Origin of the sequence: Mycobacterium sp. Marseille-P9652, from assembly GCF_902652685.1 — a bacterium.
In the GTDB taxonomy this organism is placed as follows: Bacteria; Actinomycetota; Actinomycetes; order Mycobacteriales; family Mycobacteriaceae; genus Mycobacterium.
In genome coordinates, this window is the sequence record NZ_CACRUY010000068.1 from 1 (window position 1) to 21909 (window position 21909).

General features: G+C 74.3%; 12 protein-coding genes and 1 pseudogene. 6 read left to right on the plus strand and 7 right to left on the minus strand.

Annotation, left to right across the window (positions count from 1 at the left end; all coding sequences use genetic code 11):
* Nucleotides 1-3434, plus strand: a pseudogene (locus GPY60_RS26745) (PE family protein); the annotation flags it as partial.
* Between the two features lie 7 nt (nucleotides 3435-3441).
* On the opposite strand, the gene GPY60_RS23610 reads toward GPY60_RS26745, so the two are convergent.
* The 3 genes from GPY60_RS23610 to GPY60_RS23620 are packed head-to-tail and all read right to left on the minus strand — an operon-like array spanning nucleotide 3442 to nucleotide 6459.
* Nucleotides 3442-4473 carry an LLM class flavin-dependent oxidoreductase gene (locus tag GPY60_RS23610; RefSeq protein WP_156690123.1) on the minus strand — a complete coding sequence of 344 codons (1032 nt, stop codon included), beginning with the start codon at nucleotides 4471-4473 and terminating at the stop codon, nucleotides 3442-3444.
* 58 nt (nucleotides 4474-4531) lie between these two features.
* The gene (locus GPY60_RS23615; protein WP_156690124.1) at nucleotides 4532-5650 is read right to left on the minus strand and encodes an FAD-binding protein; all 1119 of its coding nucleotides are present in this window, start codon (nucleotides 5648-5650) and stop codon (nucleotides 4532-4534) included.
* Entirely contained in the window at nucleotides 5647-6459 is an 813-nt protein-coding gene (locus GPY60_RS23620) for a uracil-DNA glycosylase (protein ID WP_197283804.1), read from the minus strand. Before GPY60_RS23620 ends, GPY60_RS23615 begins: the two co-directional genes overlap by 4 nt.
* 87 nt (nucleotides 6460-6546) lie before the next feature.
* On the opposite strand from GPY60_RS23620, the gene GPY60_RS23625 reads away from it, so the two are divergent.
* Nucleotides 6547-7779 (plus strand): MFS transporter, encoded by a 1233-nt coding sequence (locus tag GPY60_RS23625; protein ID WP_156690125.1) that lies wholly within the window; start codon nucleotides 6547-6549, stop codon nucleotides 7777-7779.
* A gap of 9 nt (nucleotides 7780-7788) precedes the next feature.
* On the opposite strand, the gene GPY60_RS26750 is transcribed toward GPY60_RS23625, so the two are convergent.
* Nucleotides 7789-8376 (minus strand): SHOCT domain-containing protein, encoded by a 588-nt coding sequence (locus GPY60_RS26750; protein WP_197283805.1) that lies wholly within the window; start codon nucleotides 8374-8376, stop codon nucleotides 7789-7791.
* 61 nt (nucleotides 8377-8437) lie between these two features.
* On the opposite strand from GPY60_RS26750, the gene GPY60_RS23635 reads away from it, so the two are divergent.
* From GPY60_RS23635 to GPY60_RS23645, 3 genes are read left to right on the plus strand one after another with little or no spacing between them, the layout of a single operon-like run.
* Nucleotides 8438-9805: an FAD-binding oxidoreductase gene (locus GPY60_RS23635; protein WP_156690126.1), complete on the plus strand. Its 1368-nt coding sequence runs from the start codon at nucleotides 8438-8440 to the stop codon at nucleotides 9803-9805.
* Between the two features lie 48 nt (nucleotides 9806-9853).
* Nucleotides 9854-11095 carry a cytochrome P450 gene (locus GPY60_RS23640; protein WP_197283806.1) on the plus strand — a complete coding sequence of 414 codons (1242 nt, stop codon included), beginning with the start codon at nucleotides 9854-9856 and terminating at the stop codon, nucleotides 11093-11095.
* Nucleotides 11089-11667 carry a TetR/AcrR family transcriptional regulator gene (locus GPY60_RS23645; RefSeq protein WP_156690133.1) on the plus strand — a complete coding sequence of 193 codons (579 nt, stop codon included), beginning with the start codon at nucleotides 11089-11091 and terminating at the stop codon, nucleotides 11665-11667. Before GPY60_RS23640 ends, GPY60_RS23645 begins: the two co-directional genes overlap by 7 nt.
* Before the next feature lie 13 nt (nucleotides 11668-11680).
* On the opposite strand, the gene GPY60_RS23650 is transcribed toward GPY60_RS23645, so the two are convergent.
* Complete coding sequence (locus GPY60_RS23650) at nucleotides 11681-12823, minus strand: acyltransferase family protein (protein ID WP_156690127.1); 1143 nt, start codon at nucleotides 12821-12823, stop codon at nucleotides 11681-11683.
* Entirely contained in the window at nucleotides 12820-14490 is a 1671-nt protein-coding gene (locus GPY60_RS23655; protein ID WP_156690128.1) for a DEAD/DEAH box helicase, read from the minus strand. The genes GPY60_RS23650 and GPY60_RS23655 overlap by 4 nt, the downstream gene beginning before the upstream one ends.
* Nucleotides 14491-14562: 72 nt before the next feature.
* Here GPY60_RS23655 and GPY60_RS23660 point away from each other — a divergent pair, with 72 nt between their 5' ends.
* Nucleotides 14563-15156, plus strand: coding sequence for an LppP/LprE family lipoprotein (locus tag GPY60_RS23660; protein WP_156690129.1), 594 nt, complete (start codon nucleotides 14563-14565; stop codon nucleotides 15154-15156).
* Nucleotides 15157-15222: 66 nt separating this feature from the next.
* Here GPY60_RS23660 and GPY60_RS27450 read toward each other — a convergent pair.
* The coding region (locus GPY60_RS27450) for a PE family protein (RefSeq protein ID WP_197283807.1) at nucleotides 15223-21909 on the minus strand (6687 nt) is incomplete at its 5' end.

Consider the following 21909-nt stretch of genomic DNA (forward strand, 5'->3'; position numbering starts at 1 on the left):
CCGCGGCGCACGGCGGCTCCGGCACACGCGGCGCCGGGAGCGGGGGGGGCGACGGGGGTGGCGGCGGCGACGGGGGCAGCGGGGGCAGCGCGGGTGTCGTCGGCGGCGGCGGCAGCGGCGGGACCGGGGGCGCCGCAGGCGACGGCGGCGACGGCGGGAACGGCGGCGCCGGCGGAGACGGCGCGATCGGTGCCCAGCACAACGGCGGCGGCGGCGGACAGGGCGGCAACGGCGGCAAGGGCGGCAACGACCCCGACACGGGCACCAGCGGCGCCGGCGGCAACGGCGGCCGGGGCGGCGCCGGTGGACTCGGTAGCGACGGCAACGACGGCGGGGTTGCCGCCGACGGCGGCGCCGGCGGCAACGGCGGCAACGGCGGCCAGGCCGGCACGGCCGCCGCGGGGACAGTCGGCACCGTGGGCAACGGCGGCGCGGGCGGCGCCGGTGGCAACGGCGGAACGGGCATCGACGGCACCAGCTCGTCCGGCGGCAACGGCGGGCAGGGTGGTGACGGCGGCACCGGCGGTGCCGGCCAGGGCGGCATGAGCCTCGACGGCGACGGCGGCGCGGGCGGCGCGGGCGGCCAGGGCGGCACAGGCGCTCTCGGCTCCTCGAACACCGCCCCCGGCGGCATCGGCAGCTTCGGCGGCAACGGCGGCAACGGCGGCCTCGGCGGCAATGGCGGCGCCTCGGGCACCGGGGGCAACGGCGGCACCGCGGGCATCGGCGGCGACGGCGGCGACGCCGGCGCCGGCGGAACCGGGGGCAACGGCGGCAACAACGGCCACGGCGGCGGCGGCGGAACCGGCGGCCTCGGCGGCAACGGCGGCACGGGCGGCGCCGGCGCCGATCCCGGCAGCACGTCCGGTGGCGGGGGCAATGGCGGCAACGGCGGGGCGGCCGGAGGCGGCGGCACCGCAGCCGGCAGGAACGGCATCGGCGGCAGCGCCGGCGCGGCCGGCACGGGCGGCAACGGCGGCACCGGCGGCGACGGGTCAAACACCCTGGACGGGGGCGACGGCGGAAAAGGCGGCACCGGGGGCGCCGGCGGCAACGGTGGCAACGGTGGCAACGGCGTAGTCGGGACAGACGGACATAGCTCCACCGGCGGAAACGCCAGCAACGGCGGCCTGGGAGGCAACGGCGGGGACGGCGGCGTCGCGGGCGCCGGCGGCACCGGTGGCACCGGCGGCAACGCCGGCGAAGGCGGCGACGGCGGAAGGGGGGGCAGCGCCCCGACCGGAGCGCCGGGCAGCAGCGGCTCCGGCGGGAACGGCGGCACGGGCGGCCTGGGCGGCGCGGCCGACACCGGGACCAACGGCACCGGCGGCAACGGCGGCACCGGCGGACAGGGCGGGGCGGGGGTCGACGGCGGCTCCGGCGACCCGAGCCGCACGGTCAACGGCGGCAACGGCCGCAACGCCAGCGCGGGCGGCAACGGCGGCAACGGCGGTGCCGGCGGTGCGGCCGGCGCGGGTGCGGGCGCCACGGGCGTCGACGGCAACGGCGGCAACGCCGGTGACGGTGCTCAGGGCGGCAACGGCGGTGCCGGCATCACGGGCACCAGCGGCAACAACGGCACCAACGGCGGCGACGGCGCAGCAGGCGGATCCGGCGGCCAGGGCGGCAACGCCGGCGGGGCGACCGGTACCAGCGGCAACGGCGGCACCGGGGGTGGCGGCGGCCAGGGCGGCGCCGGCGGCACCAGCACCGCCACCGCGGGCAACGGCGGCAACGGTGGCAACGGCGGCAACGGCGGCGCGGCGGGCACCGTCGGCACGCCCGGCACCGACGGCAACGGCGGCAACGCGGGCAATGGCGGGGCCGGCGGGGCCGGCCTCTCCGGAGCGGACGGCACCAGCGCGAGCGTCAACGGCGGCAACGGCGGCACGGGGGCCGACAACTTCTACTTCAGCGGCAACGGCGGCGACGCGGGCAGCGGCGGCAACGGCGGTAGCGGCGGCGACATCGGCAGCGTCGGCGTCGGCGGGACCGCGGGCGGCGGCGGCCGGGGCGGCGACGGCGGCATCGGAGGCACCGCCGGCGACAGCAGCTACGGCGCGGGCAACGCCGGCGGGAGCGGCAGCGGCGGCACCGGTGGTGGCGGCGGCGCGGGCGCGGCGGGCGGCGCGGCCGGCAACGGCGGCGCCGGTGGCGCGGCCGGCAACGGCGCGGCCGGCGGCGACGTCCTCCCCGACAGCCGGGGCAATAGCGGATACGCAGGATCCGGCGGCAGCGGCGGCAGCGGCGGCGGCGGCGGCACCGGCGGCACGGCCGGCGCGGGCGGGACCGGCGGAAATGGCGGCGACGCGGGCGACGGCGGCCACGGCGGCGACGCCGGTTCCGCGCCCGGAACCAATGGCAGCCCCGGCAGCGCCGGTAGCGGGGGCGGCGGCGGTGGGGGCGGCAGCGGCGGCGCGGCCGGCGGTGCCGCCGGAACCAGCGGCAACGGCGGCAGCGGGGGCGACGGGGGCGACGCGGGCAACGGCGGCACCGGTGGGGCGGGCGGGATCGCGGGCAGCGACGGCGGGTCAGGCGGCGGCGGCGGCAACGGCGGCGACGCGGGCAACTACGTCGGCGCCACCTCAGGCAACGGCGGCAGCGGAGGCGACGCCGGCAACGGCGGCACTGGCGGTGACGGCGGGGCGAACGACTCCGGTGACGGGGGCAACGGAGGCAACGGCGGCGGCGCCAGACAGGGCGGCCAGGGCGGCAACGCCACCGATGCCACAGGCGTCAACGGCAACGGCGGCACGGGCGGGACCGGCGGCCAGGGGGGTGTCGGCGGCGCCGGCACCGGCACCGGTGGCACGGGCGGCGGCGGTGGCCAGGGCGGCACCGGCGGCAGCGCCGGCGGAACCGGCACCGGTGGAAGCGACGGCAGCGGCGGAAACGCCGGCAACGGCGGCAACGGCGGCGCCGGCCTGGACGGAGCGAACGGCACCGGTGCCGCCGGCGGCAACGGGGGAACTGGCGGCACGGGCGGCACCGGTGGCGACGCCGGCGGTGCCGGTGTCAACGCCGTCAACGGCGGCGGCGGCAACGGTGGTTACGGCGGCCAGGGCGGCGTCGGCGGCTCGGGCACCCCTGACACCGGGGCCAACGACGCGGGCACCGGCGGGGCCGGCGGCACAGGCGGCAACGGCGGCGACGGTGGTGCGGCCGGCGGCGACGGCGGCGCCACCCCCGCGACCGCGGGCAACGGCGGCAACGCCGGGGCTGGCGGCGCCGGCGGTCTCGGCGGCACGCCCGTGGGCACCGACGACGGCGGCGACGGCGGGACGGGTGGCGCGGGCGGCGACGGCGGCAACGCCTACGCGGGCGCGACCGTCGGAATGGGCGGTAACGGCGGCACCGGAGGCCCCGGTACTCCGCCCGGCGGCGTCACCGGCCATGACGGCGACGACGGCGCGCCCGGGTCGTTGCTGCCCTGACCCGGGGCTAAAACAGCTCCTTGGCAAGCAGCTCCAGCGTCGCGACCCGCGCGGGCGCGCTGGCCGGGTCGGTGCCGAGGTGCGCCGACGCCACGGGGTGCACCATCACCTCGTCGACGCCGAACCGGTCAGCCAGCGCGCGCACCTGCTCGGCGGCCTCCTCCGGCGTGCCGAGGACGGCCCGCTCGAGGCCGCTCTCGACGATGCGCTGCTGGTCCGGCCCGAGCTGCGCGGCTTCGGCCTCCTCGACCAGCGGCACCGGCCCGAGCGGCTGCCCGGTGCGCAGCCGCGCCATCATCTGCAGGTTCGGCAGCATCAAAGCGGTTGCCTCGTCACGGGTTTCGGCCACCGCGACGTTGACGGTCAGGAAGGTCAGCGGCTCGGGCGTGAGCGCGCTCGGCCGGAAGCGCGACCGGTACACCTCGAGCGCCTCCTCGGTCCCCTGACCCGAGAAATGATGCGCGAAGACGTACGGCAGCCCCTTGGCCGCGGCCAGGTGCGCGGAGTACATCGACGAGCCCAGCAGCCACAGCCGCGGCTCGCTCGCCGCGGCTGGTGTGGCCTTGAGCCGGTAGTCGCCCGACCGCAGCGGCACCACCACGCCGCGCGCGCTCATCAGCGCGGCCACGTCGTCGAGGTAGTCGGGGAAGCGCTCGATGTCCTCGTCGCCGCGGCCGCCGCGCAGGGCGTACGAGGTCACCGGGTCGGAGCCGGGCGCGCGGCCGATGCCCAGGTCGATCCGGCCCGGGGCGGCGGCCTCAAGCAGGGCGAACTGCTCGGCGACGGCCAGCGGCGCGTGATTGGGGAGCATGACGCCGCCCGAGCCGAGCCTGATCTGCGCGGTCTGCGCGGCCAGGTAGGCGATCAGGACGGGCGGGCTGGTGGCGCCGACGGACGGCATGTTGTGGTGCTCGGCCACCCAGTAGCGGGTGAAGCCCAGCCGGTCGGCGGCCTGCGCCAGCTGGACCGTGGCCGCGAGCGCATCGCCGGTCGTCTGGTCGCTGCGCACCGGGACGAGGTCAAGGACGGAAAGTCGCACGTTGGCGTCAACGCCAAGTCGGGCGCGAACGTTCCCGCTTTCGGCGGCGAGCGGAGGCTCAGTAGTCCTTGAGGGTGATCGAGTTGACGATGCGGTCGAAGACCTCCTGCGGGATGGGCGCCCCGCCCGGAATGTTGTCGACGACGAGCCACTGGTTGCGCACGACGAAGTCGGCGAACTCGTTGTGATAGTTGGCGAAGCCGAGCTCGTAGTCCTCCCCCGCCGCCTTGAGCTCACCCGCCAACACGTAGGCGCCCAGCAACGCCACGCTGGTCCCCTGCCCCGACAGCGGCGAACAGCAGTAGCCGGCGTCGCCGACCAGCGCCACCCGGCCTTTCGACCAGCGGTCCATCTTGATCTGCGCCATCTCGTCGAAATAGAAATCCGGTGCGGCGCGCATGTATTCGAGCAGCTGCGGGCGCACCCAGCCGTCGTCGGCCATCCGCTTCTCGAGCTCGGCGAACTGGGCTTCGGTGTCGCGGTAGTCGATGTGCGCGTCGGGGTCCATGAAGCCCACCATCGCCCGGGCCTCGCTGTTGTTGCGCGCGCTGTAGACGCCGACCATGGTGTGGTCGCCGTAGTGCCAGGTCTGCCAGTAGTCGAGGTCGAGGAAGTTCGGGACGGTGAAGATCGCGGCATAGGTGCCCAACCGCTCGAGGAACTGTTCCTCCGCCCCGAAGACCAGCCGTCGGACGGTCGAGTGCAGGCCGTCCGCGCCGATGACCAGGTCGAAGGCGCGCGTGTCCCCTTGCTCGAACGTCACCGTGACCGATGAGCCGTCGTCTTCCAGCGCGACGACGCTGTCGCCGAACATGAACTCGACGTTGAGTTTGGTTGCGTCGTAGAGCAATTCGACGAGGTCATCGCGCAGGATCTCGATGTCGGGGTTGGCGATGAGGCCGCCGGTCGGTGTCGACTCGGTGTCCTCGGACAGCTCGTTCCCGTCGCGGTCGACGACGGACGCCCCGCGGATCCGGGTGCGCTGATGGTCGGCGGCCGCCCGCAGCATCATGCGTTCGAGGACGGTCAGGGCCGGGCCCCGCACGTCGATCGCCTGACCGCCCGGCCGCAGCCCGTCGTGGCGCTCCACCACCGTGACCGTGAAGCCGTAGTGGGCAAGCCAGTACGCGGTCGTGATGCCGGCCACGCCGGCGCCGGAGACCAGAACGTCAGTCACGTGATTCCTGCCAATGTCTTTGCGTTACGGAAGATGTCGTCGAGCATGCCCGGAGTCAACCTACCGGTGAACATGTTCTGCTGGCTCGGGTGGTAGCAGCCGAGCAAACTGACCCCCGATCCCAGCTCGGCGACGGCGCCGTGCCCGAAGCGGGGCTTGGGCATGCCGGACGCGGCGGGCAGGCGCAGCGCCACGCCCCAGGCGAACCCGCCGAGGGCGATGATCACCCGCACGTGCTCGGACACCAGCCGCCACTCGGCGCCCAGCCACGCCCAGCAGGTGTCCCGTTCGGCCGGGGTCGGGGCGTTGGCGGGGGGCGCGCACCGCACCGGCGCGACGATGCGCACGGTCTCGCTGCTCAGGCCGTCCGCGGCGTCGACGCTGGTGGGCTGGTTGACCAGCCCGGCCCGGTGCAGCGCCGCGTACAGCTGGTCGCCCGAGCGGTCGCCGGTGAACATGCGTCCCGTCCGGTTGGCGCCGTGCGCGGCGGGCGCCAGCCCAACGATCAGCAGTCGCGGCTCCGGGGATCCGAAGCTGGGCACCGGCCTCCCCCAGTACGGCTGGTCGGCGAATGCCCTCCGCTTCGCGACGGCCACGTCCTCGCGCCACGCGACCAGCCGCGGGCAGGCCCGGCACACGCTGACCATCGCGTCGAGCTCCGCCGTCGAGCGAGCCCGGGCGGCCAGGGCGGCCGCCTGCGCGGCGTCGGCGGCCACCGGGGTGCGCGGCGTCGCCGGATCGCCGGGCCACCCGGTGCCCGGCCCGACGGGCGAATCGAACGCCTGGCCGGTACGCGGGTGAACGAGCACGTGAACATCGAAACATCCGCCTCGTGCGGGCCGAAAAATCGGTGGCCCGCGCCCCGGCTTCGGCGCTAGATTCAGCCGCGATATCCCATGAAGACCAGCGGCCCGGCGTTTCTCATCCTCTTCGCCACGCTGTTGGCGACGGCGGGCACCGGCATCTCGGTGGTCGCGTTCCCGTGGCTGGCGCTGCAGCACCACGACAGCGCCCGCGACGCGTCCGTCGTGGCCGCCGCCATGACGGTGCCCCTGGTGCTGTCCACGCTCGTCGCCGGGACCGCCGTCGACCTGTTCGGGCGCCGACGGGTGTCGCTCGTGTCCGATTGGCTCTCGGGCGCGGCGGTGAGCGCCGTGCCGGCCATCGCGTCGTGGTGGGGTCCGGACGCGCTGAGTGTCGCGGTGCTCGCCGTGCTGGCCTTCCTGTCGGCGGCGTTCGACCCCGCCGGGACGACGGCACGCCAGTCCATGCTCCCCGAGGCCGCCGCCCGCGCCGGCTGGTCGCTCGACCGGGTGAACAGCAGCTACGAGGCGATCATCAACCTCGCCTACATCGTGGGGCCGGGCATCGGCGGCCTGATGATCGCCACCGTGGGCGGCGTCAACACGATGTGGGTCACCGCCGGCTGCTTCGGGTTGTCGTTGCTCGCGATCGCGGCGCTGCGGCTCGACGGCGTCGGCAAGCCGCACCGCCTGACCCGGCCCGACGGCCTGATCTCCGGTGTCGCCGAGGGTCTGCGGTTCGTCTGGAACCTGCGGGTGCTGCGCACGCTCGGGCTGATCGACCTGGTCGTCACCGCGCTGTACCTGCCGATGGAAAGCGTGCTGTTCCCCAAGTACTTCAGCGACCGGCACCAACCCGCGCAGCTGGGCTGGGCCCTGGCGGCGCTGGGGCTCGGCGGCGTGGCGGGCGCCCTGGGCTACGCCGTCCTCTCCAAGCGCATGCGGCGGCGCACGGCCGTGCTGACGGCGACGCTGACGTTCGGCGCGGCGACGGCCGGGATCGCGTTCCTGCCGCCGCTGCCGGTGATCCTGGTGCTGTGCGCGGTGACCGGTCTGGTCTACGGGCCGATCCAGCCGATCTACAACTACGTGATGCAGACCCGGGCGCCGCAGCACCTGCGCGGTCGGGTCACCGGGGTGATGGCGGGCCTCATGTACGCGGCCGGCCCGCTGGGCCTGCTGGTCGCCGGCCCCTTGACCGACGCGGCCGGTCTCCGGGTCGCGTTCCTGGCCTTGGCGGTGCCGATCGTCGTGGTCGGCCTCGTCGCGTGCGGCCTGCCGTCGCTGCGCGACCTCGACCGGGCACCGGAGCGTTCGCCGCGGTGACGGGTTGGGTTACTCGCGCAGGATCCGGCGCTTCTGCTGGTCGAACTCCTCGTCGGTGAGCAGCCCCCGGTCCTTGAGCGCCGCCAGGCGCTCCAGCCGGTCGACCGGGTCGGCGGGCGGGGCGGGTTGGACGGCGCCGAGCGCCTGCTCCTGCATCTCGGCGCTGCGCCGCATCATCTCCGCCCGGAACGCGTTGGGGTCGGCGATGGCCCGGCGGATGACGTCGCCCATCGGCATGCCCATGACCTGGGCGCCCCGGAGGTCGGGACGCGCGGCGGTGATGGCGTCGAGCGCCGCGTCGGCCGTGGCCTGGGGGCGGTGGTCGAGCTGGACGCGGCCGTGGTCCTTCGGGTCGTAGACCACGGCCAGCCGCATGCCGGGATGCGGCCTGGTGAGTTGGGGAAGCAGCGCGGCCGTTTCCGCCTCGAACGGCGGCTCGGTCTCGGGCAGCACGCGCAGCCGCAGCTTCCAGCGAACCTCGGTGTTGCCGACGAGATTGGGGTTGCCGACGGTGACGGAGAGGGCCGACTGCTCGGCGGAGAGCACCTCCGCGAACGCGCGCACGCCGACCTTGTCGAGGTTTCTTCGTCCGAACATGCTGGCCAGGCCTTTCAGGATCGCTTCACTGTACAGCGATTACGCGCCGTAGGATCGGCACGTGAATCACGATGCGCTGGCGGAGCTCGTCGCCGGCCTGCCCGACGGCACGGTCGTCACGGATCCCACCGTGACCGAGGGCTACCGGCAGGACCGCGCCTTCGACCCGTCGGCCGGCAAACCGCTGGCGGTGGTGCGGCCGCGGCGCACCGAAGAGGTGCAGGCCGTGCTGCGCTGGGCCACCGCCCACAAGGTGCCCGTGGTGACGCGCGGCGCGGGCAGCGGCCTGTCGGGTGGCGCGACCGCGCTGGACGACGGGATCGTGCTGTCCACCGAGAAGATGCGCGACATCACCGTCGACCCCGTCACCCGGACCGCCGTCTGCCAGCCCGGGCTCTTCAACGCCGAGGTCAAGAAGGCGGTCGCCGAGTACGGCCTGTGGTATCCGCCCGACCCGTCGTCGTACGAGATCTGCAGCATCGGCGGCAACATCGCCACCAACGCCGGCGGCCTGTGCTGCGTCAAATACGGCGTCACCACCGACTACGTGCTGGGCCTGCAGGTGGTGCTGGCCGACGGCACGGCCGTGCGGTTGGGCGGCCCGCGCCTCAAAGACGTCGCGGGGCTGTCGCTGACCAAGCTGTTCGTCGGCAGCGAGGGCACGCTCGGCGTCATCACCGAGGTGACGCTGCGGCTGGTGCCGGCGCAGAACGCGTCGAGCATCGTGGTGGCCTCGTTTGCATCGGTGCAGGCGGCGGTCGACGCCGTGCTCGCGGTGACCGCGCGGGTGCGCCCGTCGATGCTGGAGTTCATGGACGCGGTGGCGATCAACGCCGTCGAGGACACGCTGCGGATGGACCTGGACCGCTCGGCGGCCGCGATGCTGGTGGCGGGCTCCGACGAGCGGGGGCCCGGGGGCTCACAGGACGCGGTGCTGATGGCCTCGATCTTCGAGGAAAACGGTGCGGTGGAAGTCTTTTCGACCGACGATCCCGACGAGGGCGAGGCGTTCGTCGCGGCCCGGCGGTTCTGCATCCCCGCGGTGGAGGCCAAGGGCTCGCTGCTGCTGGAGGACGTCGGGGTGCCGCTGCCGGCGCTCGGCGAGCTGGTGACCGGCATCGAACGGATCGCCGCGGAGCGCGACCTGATGATCTCGGTGATCGCTCACGCCGGCGACGGCAACACGCACCCGCTGATCGTCTACGACCCCGCCGACGCCGCGATGACCGAGCGCGCGCACCTGGCGTTCGGCGAGATCATGGACCTGGCCGTCGGTTTGGGCGGCACGATCACCGGCGAGCACGGCGTGGGCCGGCTCAAGCGCCCCTGGCTCGAGGGGTATCTGGGTCCCGACGTGATGGCGCTGAATCAGCGGATCAAGGCGGCGCTGGACCCGCTGGGCATCCTGAACCCCGGCGCGGCGATCTGAGTCTGGTCGCCGGTTGACACCGGGCGCTTCATGTCGTACGAATGAGACATGGACGCCGTTATGTCTCGCGAGGCGCCGGTGCGATTCGAGCTGGCGACCGCCGACACGTGGCCGGACCCCTGGCCGATGTACCGGGCGCTGCGGGACGACGATCCCGTGCATCACGTCGTCCCGGACGGCCGGCCCGACCACGATTACTACGTGTTGTCCCGGCATGCCGACATCTGGGCGGCGGCCCGCGACCACGAGACGTTCTCGTCGGCGCAGGGCCTGACCGTCAACTACGGCGACCTGGAAATGATTGGGCTGGCCGACAATCCGCCCTTCGTGATGCAGGATCCGCCGGTGCACACCGAGTTTCGCAAGCTGGTGGCGCGCGGCTTCACCCCGCGGCAGGTTGAGGCGGTGGAGCCGAAGGTTCGCGAGTTCGTGGTGGAGCGCATCGAGGGGTTGCGCGCCGCCGGGGGTGGCGACATCGTCACCCAGCTCTTCAAGCCGCTGCCGTCGATGGTGGTGGCGCATTATCTCGGGGTGCCGGAGGAGGATCGGGCGCAGTTCGACTGGTGGACCGACGTGATCGTCGCCGCCAACACCGCCGACGGGGGCGTGGCCGGGGCGCTCGAAACCGTCGGCGACGCGGTCGGGTCGATGATGGCCTACTTCACCGCGCTGATCGAGCGGCGCCGCAGCGATCCCGGGGACGACACCATCTCCCACCTGGTGGCCGCGGGGGTGGGCGCAGACGGGGACATCGCCGGCACGCTTTCGGTGCTGGCGTTCACGTTCACGATGGTGACGGGCGGCAACGACACCACCACCGGAATGCTGGGCGGCTCCATGCCGTTGCTGCACGAGCGGCCCGACCAGCGGCGGCTCCTGGTGGATGACCCCGCATTGATCCCGGACGCGGTCGACGAGCTGCTGCGGTTGACCTCGCCGGTGCAGGGGTTGGCGCGCACGACCACCCGCGACGTGACCCTGCACGGCACCACCATCCCGGCCGGCCGCAAGGTGCTGCTGCTGTACGGGTCGGCCAATCGCGATGAGCGCCAATACGGTTCGGACGCGGGCGAGCTCGACGTGACCCGCCGCCCGCGCAACATCATGACGTTCAGCCACGGCGCGCATCACTGCCTGGGCGCGGCCGCCGCCCGGATGCAGTCGCGGGTGGCGTTGACCGAATTGCTGTCCCGTTGCCCCGATTTCGAGGTCGAGGAGTCGGGCATCGTGTGGTCGGGCGGCGGTTACGTGCGGCGGCCGCTGTCGGTGCCGATCACGGTGAAATCGTGACCGACTGGCTCGCCTCCCACCGGGTCGAGGCGGCCGCGGACCGGATCCTCGACGCGGCCGAGCGGCTGTGGACCGAGCGGGGCGAGGGTGCGGTGGGGATGAACGAGATCGCCCGCGCCGCCGGCTGTTCGCGCGCGACGCTGTACCGGTATTTCGACAGCCGCGAGGCGCTGCGGACGGCGTATGTGCACCGCGAGACGCGTCGGCTCGGCCGGGCCATCTTCGACGAGATCGACGGCGTCGAGGACCCGCGGGAACGGCTCGTCGCGGGAGTCGTCGCCACGCTGCGGATGGTGCGTGAGAGTCCGGCGCTGGCGTCGTGGTTCACGGTGCCCCGCCCGCCGATCGGCGGCGAACTGGCCGGGCAGTCGGAGGTCGTCACGGCCCTGGCCGCCGCCTTTCTGAATTCGCTTGGGCCCGAGGATGCTTCCGTGGTCGGCCGGCGTGCGCGCTGGGTGGTGCGGGCGCTGACGTCGCTGCTGATGTTCCCGGGCCGCGACGAGGCCGACGAGCGGGCGACGATCGAGGAGTTCGTGGTGCCGGTGGTGGCTCCGCTGCGGGTGGGCGGGTAGTTCGCCCCCGGGCTCAGTCCCGAACGCGGGTCAGCCGGTGCAACGCCCACGCCACCGGGATCGTGATGACCATGGTCGCGACGAACAGGTAGAGCATCGAGCCGGTGTAGACGTGCGCCCGCACGATGTAGACCATCGCGAATTCCATCGTGATGAGGTGGACCAGGAAGATTTCGTAGGAGATCTCGCCCAGCCACACCATCGGTCGGGTGGCCAGCAGTCGGTAGTACCAGCCGTGGTCCCCCAGCGCCAGGGGTGCCACCGCCAGCGCGGCGATCACCGCGTAGAAGCACGTCTTGTACAGCGCCTCGCTCAGCGACGCCGGCGAGGTCGTCGGCGCGCCGGCGATGGGCGTGGAGGCGATGAAATAGCTGATGACCGCGAGCGGGATGGCCACGAACGCGTAGGCCCGCACCCCCATGCCCTGCAGGACGGCCAGCATCATCCCGCCGAGGAACCACGCCAGGTAGGTGGGCAGCCACAGCCGGGCGCCGTCGGGAAACCAGTGGTCGGTGTGCACCAGCACCAGCCAGGCCGGGCTGATCAGCGTCAGGCCCGCCAGGGCGCCCAGCATCAGCCGCGGCTGCCAGCGCCGCCGGCAGATCAACACCAGCAGAACGTAGGCGAGCAGCGGCAGCACCACGTAGAACGCGGCTTCGACTGCCAGGCTCCACATTTGGGTGAGCCCCTGGTGCAGGTACTTGCCGAGGTAGCCGTTGCAGTAGATCTGGGTGAGCGTTAGGTTGCGCACGAGCCCCAGCCAGGTGTGGCCGGGATTGGGTCCCGCTTCGCGGAAGTGGTAGAGCACGTAGGCGAACAGCACGGTGATCACGTAGGCCGGCATGATGCGCCGAACCCGGTGCCGGGCATAGCGACCCAGCGACGGCGGCGGCGCGCCCGTCGCGGCCGACTTCACCCAGGGCCGAAACAGCAAGAATCCCGACAGCACGAAGAAGATCGGCACGCCGATCTCCAGCCGCGCGCCCACCAGCCCCCAGTAGCCGTGGGTGTACTTGCCGGTGGTGTAGGCGGCGTGGGTGCCGACGACGAGCAGGGCGGCGACGGCGCGGATTCCGGTCAGCGCGGCGACCCGGTCGACGTGGGCGGTCTGTTCGAGTCCGCCCTGGGCGTCTTCTTGTTCTTCGGACAGGGTCATCCGGCGTGTCTCTTGCGGGGTTTGGCCTTGCCGGGTGACCGGTCCGGGCGCAGGTCGATCAGCACGCCGGAGATCCGGGTGTTCTCGAGCTTCTTCAGCGTCGCCCTGGGCAGCTTGGCCGGCAGCTCCACCAGCGAGAAGTCGGGGCCGATGGCGATGTGGCCGAAGTCGCTGCGGTGCAGGCCGCCCTCGTTGGCGATCGCGCCGACGATCGCGCCGGGCCCGATCTTGTGGCGCTTGCCGACGGAGATGCGGTAGGTGGCGAAGTTCCGTGGCGGACCGGTCTTTTCGCGGGACCGTTCGGGACGTTCCCGACGCTCGCGTCGTTCGGGCGGCGGTTCGGGCGCCATGAGGAACGCCTCGCCGTCGCGGGACTGCACCGCCAGCGCGGCCGCGATATCGGCCATCGGAACGTCGTGCTCGCGTTCGTAGTCGCCGACCAGCTTGCGGAACAGGTCGATCCCCGGCCGGCTCAGCGCGTCGGTGATCGAGTCGGCGAATTTCGCGACGCGCTGGGCGTTGACGTCCTCGACGGTGGGGAGCTCGGCCTCGGTGAGCGCCTGCCTCGTCGCCTTCTCAATCGCCTTGAGCAGGTGACGTTCGCGCGGCGAGACGAACAGCAACGCGGCGCCGCTGCGCCCGGCCCGGCCGGTGCGCCCGATGCGATGCACGTAGGACTCGGTGTCGTGTGGAATGTCGTAGTTGACGACGTGCGAGATGCGGTCGACGTCCAGGCCTCTGGCCGCGACGTCGGTGGCCACCAGGATGTCGAGGGTGCCGGCTTTCAGCGCGGCGATGGTCCGCTCCCGCTGTGCCTGCGGGATGTCACCGTTGATGGCGGCCGCGGAAAACCCTCGGGCCCTGAGCTTTTCGGCCACCTCCTCGGTGGCCTGCTTGGTCCGGACGAACACGATCATCGCCTCGAAGGGCTCGACTTCCAGAACGCGGGTCAGCGCGTCCATCTTGCGCGAGCCGGCGACCTGGATGTAGCGCTGCGAAATATTCTCGGCGGTGGCCGTTTTCGCCTTCGCCGTGATCTCGACGGGATCGTGTAGGTACTTGGCGGTGAGCTTGCGGATCGCAGGGGGCATCGTCGCCGAGAAGAGCGCCACCTGTTTGTATTCCGGCGTGTCGGCCAGGATGCGTTCGACGTCCTCGGCGAAGCCCATGGTGAGCATCTCGTCGGCCTCGTCGAGCACGAGGTAGTCGAGGTGGGACAGGTCCAGCGTGCCCCGCTCTAGGTGGTCGATGACCCGGCCCGGGGTGCCGACCACCACCTGCGCGCCCCTTCTCAACCCCGCCAGTTGCACGCCGTAGGACGACCCGCCGTAGACCGGCAGCACCTGGATCTGCGGCAGGTGGGCGCCGTAGCGGCTGAACGCCTCGGCGACCTGCAGGGCCAGCTCGCGGGTGGGTGCGAGCACCAGGGCCTGGGTGGCTTTGCTGCCGACGTCGATCTTGGACAGGATCGGGATCGCGAACGCGGCCGTCTTACCGGTGCCGGTCTGGGCGAGCCCGACGACGTCCGAACCCGCCAGCAGCGGCGGGATCGTCGCGGCCTGGATGGCCGTCGGGGTTTCGTAGCCGACGTCGTCGAGAGCCCGCAGGACCTTGGGATGAATCTGCAGGTCGGCGAAGGTGACGGGCGAATCGTCCTGAGAGGCCATATCGACAAGGAGCTTAGTGGCGAACCCGCACCGGCGCGGCACGCGGCCACGCCTGCCGCGGCCGCGGGCCCGATGCCGGTACGGTGCGTCGATGTGGGATCGCTGGCTCGCCGCGCGCTGACCGGATCGGCTGTTGTGTTCTGCGCCGCGCTGACGGCGTGCGGGTCCGGGGATTCGACGGTGGCCAAGACGCCGCAGGCGACGACGACGACGTCGTCACCGTCGATCACCGCGCCCGCCACGATCAGCCCGACGCCCGGGGCGCCGTCAACCAGCGCCGCGGCGGACCCGTGCGCGGTCAACCTCGCCTCACCCACGATCGCCAAGGTCGTTTCCGAGTTGCCGAAGGATCCGCGGAGCCAGCAGCCGTGGAGCCCCGAGCCGCTGGCCGGCAACTACAACGAGTGCGCGCAGCTGTCGGCGGTCATCATCAAGGCCAACACCAACGCCGTGAATCCGACCACGCGGGCGGTGCTGTTCCATCTCGGCCAGTACATCCCGCAGGGCGTGCCCGACACCTACGGGTTCAACGGCATCGACCCGGCGCAGACGACCGGTGACACCGTCGCGCTGACCTATCCCGGTGCCCTGGGCGTCGGCAGCGTGGTGCGCTTCCACTGGAACGGCAGCAGCGTCGACCTCATCGGCAACGTGCCGGGGCACTGAGGCGGCGGCACCAACCCGCAGCCGCCGTGTTCTCTGAAGGCGGTTCGGAATGCCATGGGGCGGACCTTACGTCGTTCCAGTGCTGCCGGTTGCGCCAGGCGTACCGGTGGCGCCGCCTGGACCGGGGCTTCCTCCGTTGCCGCCGGTACCGCCGGTCGCGTCCGCCACATCCTTCGCATAGGCGTTGCCGCCATTGCCTCCGTAGCCACCGTTTGCGAGGTTGACCGAACTGTCGCCGCCGTTGCCGCCCTGGCCGCCAGTGGCCGACCCGGGTGTCCCGTAGGAGTACGCCCAACCACCCGTTCCGCCCGTGTTGCCATAGCCTCCGCTGCCGGCGTCTCCGCCGTCGCCGCCTATGGCTTCGCCGGTGCCGTAGTTATATGCGAAGCCACCGTAGCCCCCGACGCCGCCGATGCTGGTGGCGGCGGTGGCGTTGCCGCCGGTGCCGCCGGTGCCGCCGGTGGCCGCGACCGTCGAGGAGGCGTTAGAGACGTACGCGTCGCCGCCTCTGCCGCCGGATCCGCCGTTGGTAACGCCAGTACCGCCGTCGCCGCCGGTGCCGCCGACCGGGGCAACCGTGGAGGAGCCGTTGTCGACGGTCGCGCTGCCGCCGGCACCACCGCCACCGCCGGAACCGGTGCTGCCGTCACCGCCCTTGCCGCCGGCACCGGGTGTGACGTGGCCGGTGCCCGAAGTGTAAGCACCGCCGGCATTCCCGCCGGTTCCGCCGGTGGTGCCGTCGGCGCCCGCCCCGCCGTTACCGCCGGTGGCGGTCCCCCCCGACGCACTGTCGTAGATCGACCCGTAGCCGCCATAGCCGCCGGATCCGCCGGTACCGGTGGCGCCGCCGCTGGTGCCTGCGGCGCCGTTACCTCCGGTGGCGTTACCGGTGCCGTAGGTGCTGGCATAACCACCGCCGCCGCCCGTGCCTCCGCCGGAGCCGCCGGTGCCGCCGGCCGCGCCATCGCCGCCGGTGGCGTTGCCGCTGCCGTAGCTGATGTTGGCGTTACCACCGCTACCGCCCAAGCCGCCGACCGAGGCGGTGCTGTTACCGCCGACTCCACCCTTACCGCCCAACGCATCGCCATTTCCGGAGTTGTACGCCCATCCGCCGGTGCCGCCGGTGCCGCCGGCTGCCGAGCCACTGTTACCCCCGGTGCCGCCGGTACCGCCGGTGGCCGTGGCCGTAGACGAGCTGTTGTCGACGTAGGCGCTGCCGCCGGAGCCGCCGGAGCCGCCGGTGGTGGCGCCGTTACCGCCGTCGCCGCCGGTACCCCCCAGCGGGGCAACCGTCGAGGTGGCATTGTTGACTTCCGAATTGCCACCGGAGCCGCCGCCACCACCCGAACCGATCGTTCCGGTGCCCCCATCGCCGCCGGTTCCACCGGTGAGTTGCCCAGTGCCTGCGGTGTAGGCGCCGCCACCGCTGCCGCCGCCCCCGCCGGAGGCGCCATCGCCGCCGGCGCCGCCCTGGCCGCCGCTGGCCGTCCCGCCCGACAGACTGTTGTAGATGTAGGCGCCGCCGCCGGACCCGCCTCTACCACCGGTGCCGCCGGCGCCGCCGCCCGCGCCGGCCGCGCCGCCGCCGCCCGTGGCGTTGCCAGTGCCGTAGCTGGTAGCCGAGCCACCGCCGCCGCCCTGGCCGCCCTGCGTCGCACCGGTACCACCGGAGCCCGCCGCACCGCCGAGGGCGTTTCCACTCCCCGAGTTGTACGCCGAGCCGCCGGTGCCGCCAGTACCCCCGGCGCCGGTACCGCCGGTCCCGCCGGCGCCGCCGGTCCCTCCGGTGGCCGCGGTCGTGGAGAGTTGGTTGCTGACGGTGGCGGTGCCGCCGGATCCGCCGTACCCGCCGTTGGTGGCGCCGTCACCGCCGTGGCCGCCGGTGCCGCCCACCGGGGCAACCGGGGAAGATGCGTTGCTTGTTTGCGCCGACCCGCCGGACCCGCCGCCGCCGCCGATACCGGTGTTACCGGTCCCGCCGTCGCCGCCGGTGCCCGGGTTTACGTTGCCAGTGCCCAGGGTCGACACGCCGCCTCCACCGCCGCCGGTCCCGCCGGAGGTGCCGTCACCGCCGGCACCCCCGTGACCGCCGGTGGCCGTCGCCGCCGAGGCGCTGTTTTGGATGGACGCACCGCCGCCGTACCCGCCGGCCCCGCCGACGCCTGTGGCGCCGCCGCTGGTACCGGCCGCACCGTCAGCACCCGTGGCGTTGCCCGTGCCGTAGTTGTAGGCCGATCCCCCGGAGCCGCCCGCGCCGCCCCTCGTGCTGCCGGCGCCACCAGACCCGGCGGTTCCGCCGAAGGCGTCTCCGCTCCCGTAGTTGAATGCCGTCCCGCCGGAACCGCCGGAACCGCCGGTTACCCCGCCGTTGCCGCCCGTACCACCGGTACCGCCGGTGGCGGCGGCAGCGGACGAGCTGGCGTAGATGTAACCGGAGCCGCCGCCTCCGCCGCTGCCGCCGTAGGTGGCGCCGTCACCGCCATTGCCGCCGGTGCCGCCGACCGGGGCGAACGTGGAGGAGCCGTTGTTCGTTTGCGCGTCGCCGCCGTACCCGCCGCCGCCGCCGGACCCGGTGCTCCCCGTGCCGCCGTCACCGCCGGTGCCGCCGGTGACCGATCCGATGCCCGTGGAGAAGCCGGTGCCACCGCCGCCGCCGGACCCGCCGACGGTGCCGTCGCCGCCGGCTCCACCGTGACCGCCGGTGGCAATCCCCACCGAGCCGGTGTTGCGAACGGAGGCGTTGCCGCCGTCTCCGCCCGTCCCGCCGACACCGGAAGCGCCGCCGCTGAGGCCTGCCGCGCCGTCACCGCCGGTGGCATTGCCTGTTCCGAAGTTGGTGGCGGAACCACCGGTGCCGCCAACTCCGGCACCGTTCCCGCCACTGCCCCCAGAACCGGCGTTCCCGCCGAGCGCGTCTCCGCTCCCGTAGTTGATCGCGGTACCGCCGTAGCCACCCGTACCGCCATAGCCGCTGGCGCCGCCAGATCCTCCGGAGCCGCCAGTACCGCCGGTGGCCGTCACCGTGGAGGACGCGTTCGACACGCGAGCGAGGCCGCCGTTGCCGCCACCGCCGCCGTAGGTGCCGCCGTCACCACCGTTGCCGCCCGTGCCACCGACCGGGGCGACCGTGGAGGTGGCGTTGTCGACCGTCGCGGCGCCGCCGGACCCGCCGGCCCCGCCGTACAGGCCGCTGCCGGTGCCGCCGTCACCACCGGCACCCGGGTTGACATTCCCGGTGCCGCTGGTGAACGCGCTGCCACCGGTGCCGCCGCCGCCGCCGGTGGTGCCATCGGCGCCCGCCCCGCCGTGCCCGGCGGTGGCCGTCGCCGACGAGCCACTGTTCTGGATGGAAGCGTTGCCACCCGCCCCGCCGTAGCCGCCGGTGCCGGTGACACCGCCGTCAACACCGGCCGCGCCGGCGGCGCCCGTGGCGTTGCCTGTGCCGTAGCTGGTTGCCGAACCGCCGCTGCCGCCCGCGCCGCCACCGCCCCCGCCAGTGCCGCCGGACCCGGCGGTACCACCGAGGGCATCACCGCTGCCGAAGTTGACCGCCGCGCCTCCTCCGCCGCCGGATCCTCCGGTGCCGGTGCCGCCGGTGCCGCCGGTGCCGCCGGTACCGCCGGTGGCCGCGGTCGTCGAGGAACTGTTGGCGACGTAACCGGCTCCGCCGTATCCGCCGGACCCGCCGTAGGTGGCGCCGTCGCCGCCATTGCCGCCGTGGGCGCCCAAAGGAGCAACCGTGGAGGAGCCGTTGTTGGTTTCGGCAAAGCCGCCGGAGCCACCGCCGCCGCCGGAACCGGTGCTGCCGGTGCCACCGTCACCGCCAATGCCGCCGGCGGCTTGCCCGGTACCGGTGTTGTACCCTCCGCCGCCGCTGCCGCCGTCGCCACCGGTGGTGCCGTCGCCGCCGATCCCGCCATGACCGCCTGCGGCGGTCGCCGTCGACGCGCTGTTGTAGATGTAGCCGGACCCGCCGGACCCGCCGGACCCACCGGGTCCTGTGGCGCCACCGCTGGTGCCGGCCGCGCCGTCACCGCCGGTGGCGTTGCCGGTGCCGTAGCTGTAGGCCGAGCCACCGTAGCCGCCCGCGCCGCCACCCGCGCCGCCGCTGCCGCCGGACCCGGACGTGCCGCCGGTGGCATCTCCGCTCCCGTAGTTGAAGGCCGTCCCGCCGCCGCCACCGGAACCACCGGAGGCGGTGCCGCCCGTACCGCCGGTGCCACCAGAGCCACCGGTGGCCGCACCCGTCGAGGAGGAAGTGTTGACGTAGCCGCTGCCGCCGTACCCGCCGTCACCGCCGTAGGTTGCGCCGTCACCACCGTGACCGCCGGCTCCGCCAGCGGCGTTGCCGGCGCCGTAGCTGTACGCCGAACCGCCGGAGCCGCCGGACCCGCCACCCGCGGCCGTACTGCCACCTCCCGCTCCAGCGGTGCCGCCGACCGCATCCCCGGTCCCGTAGTTGTAGGCCGTGCCGCCGCCGCCCCCGGTGCCACCGGAGCCGGTGCTACCCGTACCGCCGGTGCCCCCGGTACCGCCCGTGGCCGTAACGGTCGATGAGCCATAGGCGTATGCGGTGCCGCCCGCGCCGCCAGAGCCGCCGTAGGTGGCGCCCGCACCGCCGCTGCCACCGGTGCCGCCTTGCGCTGCAACCGTGGAGGAGGCGTTTGCGACGCTCGCACTGCCGCCGGTCCCGCCCGACCCGCCGGAGCCTGTGCTGCCGGCCCCGCCGTTGCCGCCGTGGCCGGCAGTGACGGCACCCGTTCCCTGGTTATAAGCGTCGCCGCCGGAACCGCCGGTGCCGCCGGTGGTGCCGTCGGCGCCGGCGCCACCAGTGCCGCCGGTGGCGCTCGCCACTGACCCGCTGCCGTAGTTGTAGGCGGCTCCGCCGGACCCGCCGGACCCACCGGCGCCGGTGGCGCCGCCAGCGGTGCCGGCGGCGCCGTTACCGCCGGTGGCGCCACCGGTGCCATAGCTATACGCATAACCGCCCGAGCCACCGGACCCGCCACCTGCGGCGCCGGTCCCACCGGCGCCGCCGTTGCCGCCGGTGGCATTACCGGCCACATAGCTCTGCGCACCGCCGCCGCCACCGCCGGTGCCTCCGGCGGCGGTGTTGCCGCCACTGCCGCCGGCCGCGCCGTTACCCCCGGTGGCGTTTCCGGCACCAAAGTTGTACGCCCCACCGCCCGAGCCGCCGGACCCGCCGCCGGCCGCGCCGTCGCCGCCGGCCCCGCCGCCGCCACCGACCGCGTCGCCGCCGGCATACCCGTACGCGTAGCCGCCCGTACCACCGCTGCCGCCTGTGCCGGTGATCCCGGTGCCGCCCGTCCCGCCGGTGCCGCCGAGCCCATCTTCGGCGCCGACGCTGTAACCGATTCCGCCGGACCCACCGTTGCCACCGAGGGCGCCGTCACCGCCATTGCCGCCGTTGCCGCCGACGCCGGCGCCGTCACCCGAGGCACCGCCCTGGCCGCCCCATCCGCCGTTGCCGATGTTGCCGGTCCCGGTGACTGTGCCGCCGTTACCGCCATTTCCGCCGTTACCGCCGGTCCCGCCGGCGCCGTTGTTGCCGGTGCCGGTGCCCGATCCGCCGTTGCCGCCGGTGCCGCCGTTACCGCCCAGGCCGCCGTTGCCGCCATTGGCCGTGCCGGTGCCCACGCCGCCATTACCGCCTCGGCCGCCCGCGCCCGCGGCGCCGCCGTCGACGCCGTTGGCATTGGTACCCACGCCACCGGGACCCTGGCCGCCGTTGCCGCCCTGGCCGCCCTGGCCGCCGTCGCCGCCCTGGCTGGCGCTGCTGCCGCCGGCTCCGGCGTTTCCGCCCGCCCCGCCGCTGCCGGCGTTGCCGCTGGCGGCGGTGGATCCGCCGGCGGAGCCGCCGTTGCCGCCGTTACCGCCGTTGCCAGCGTTGCCGCCCGTCGCGCCGCTGCCGTCCGCCGCGTCAGCGCCGTCGCCACCCGCCCCACCGGCGCCGGCGTTGCCCCCGGCTCCGGCCACCGCGGTGCCGTTGCCGCCCGTTCCGGCGGCGCCGCCGCCGCCGCCATTGCCGCCGTTGCCGCCGCTGCTGCCCGAGTCACCGCTGCCCTGGGCCGCGGCCGCCGCGTCATAGCCTGCACCGCCCTTGCCGCCGACGCCGCCGGCGCCGCCCGTGCCCTCGGCCACCGTGGCGCCTCCGGCGTTGCCACCGGTCCCGCCGGCGCCGCCGTTGCCGGCGTTGCCGCCATTGACGCCGGTTGCGGTGCCGTCAAGGCCCGCGCCGCCGTCCCCACCCTTGCCGGCGTTGCCGCCCGCGGCGTCGCTACCCGCGTTGCCGGTCGTCCCGCCGGTACCACCGTTGCCGCCGTTTCCGCCCTGGCCGCCGTCGCCGGCCTGAGTGGCGCTGCTCCCGCCGGCACCGCCTTGCCCACCGGTTCCGGCGGCGCCGCCGTTGCCGCTGGCCGCCGTGGCGCCAACCGTGCCGGCATTCCCGCCGGTGCCGCCGCTGCCGCCGTTACCGCCGTTACCGCCCGGAGTGCCGCTGCCATCCGCCGCGTCGGCGCCGTCGCCGCCGGACCCGCCGGACCCGGCGTTACCGCCAGCTCCGGCCGAACCGGTGCCATTGCCGCCAGTCCCGGCGTCGCCGCCGCCACCGCCGTTGCCGCCGTGACCACCGGAACTTCCGGAGTCGCCGGTACCCGGGGACCCAGTCGCCGCGTCATACCCGGCCCCACCGTTACCGCCGACGCCGCCGGCGGCGTCGGCGGCATCGGCAAC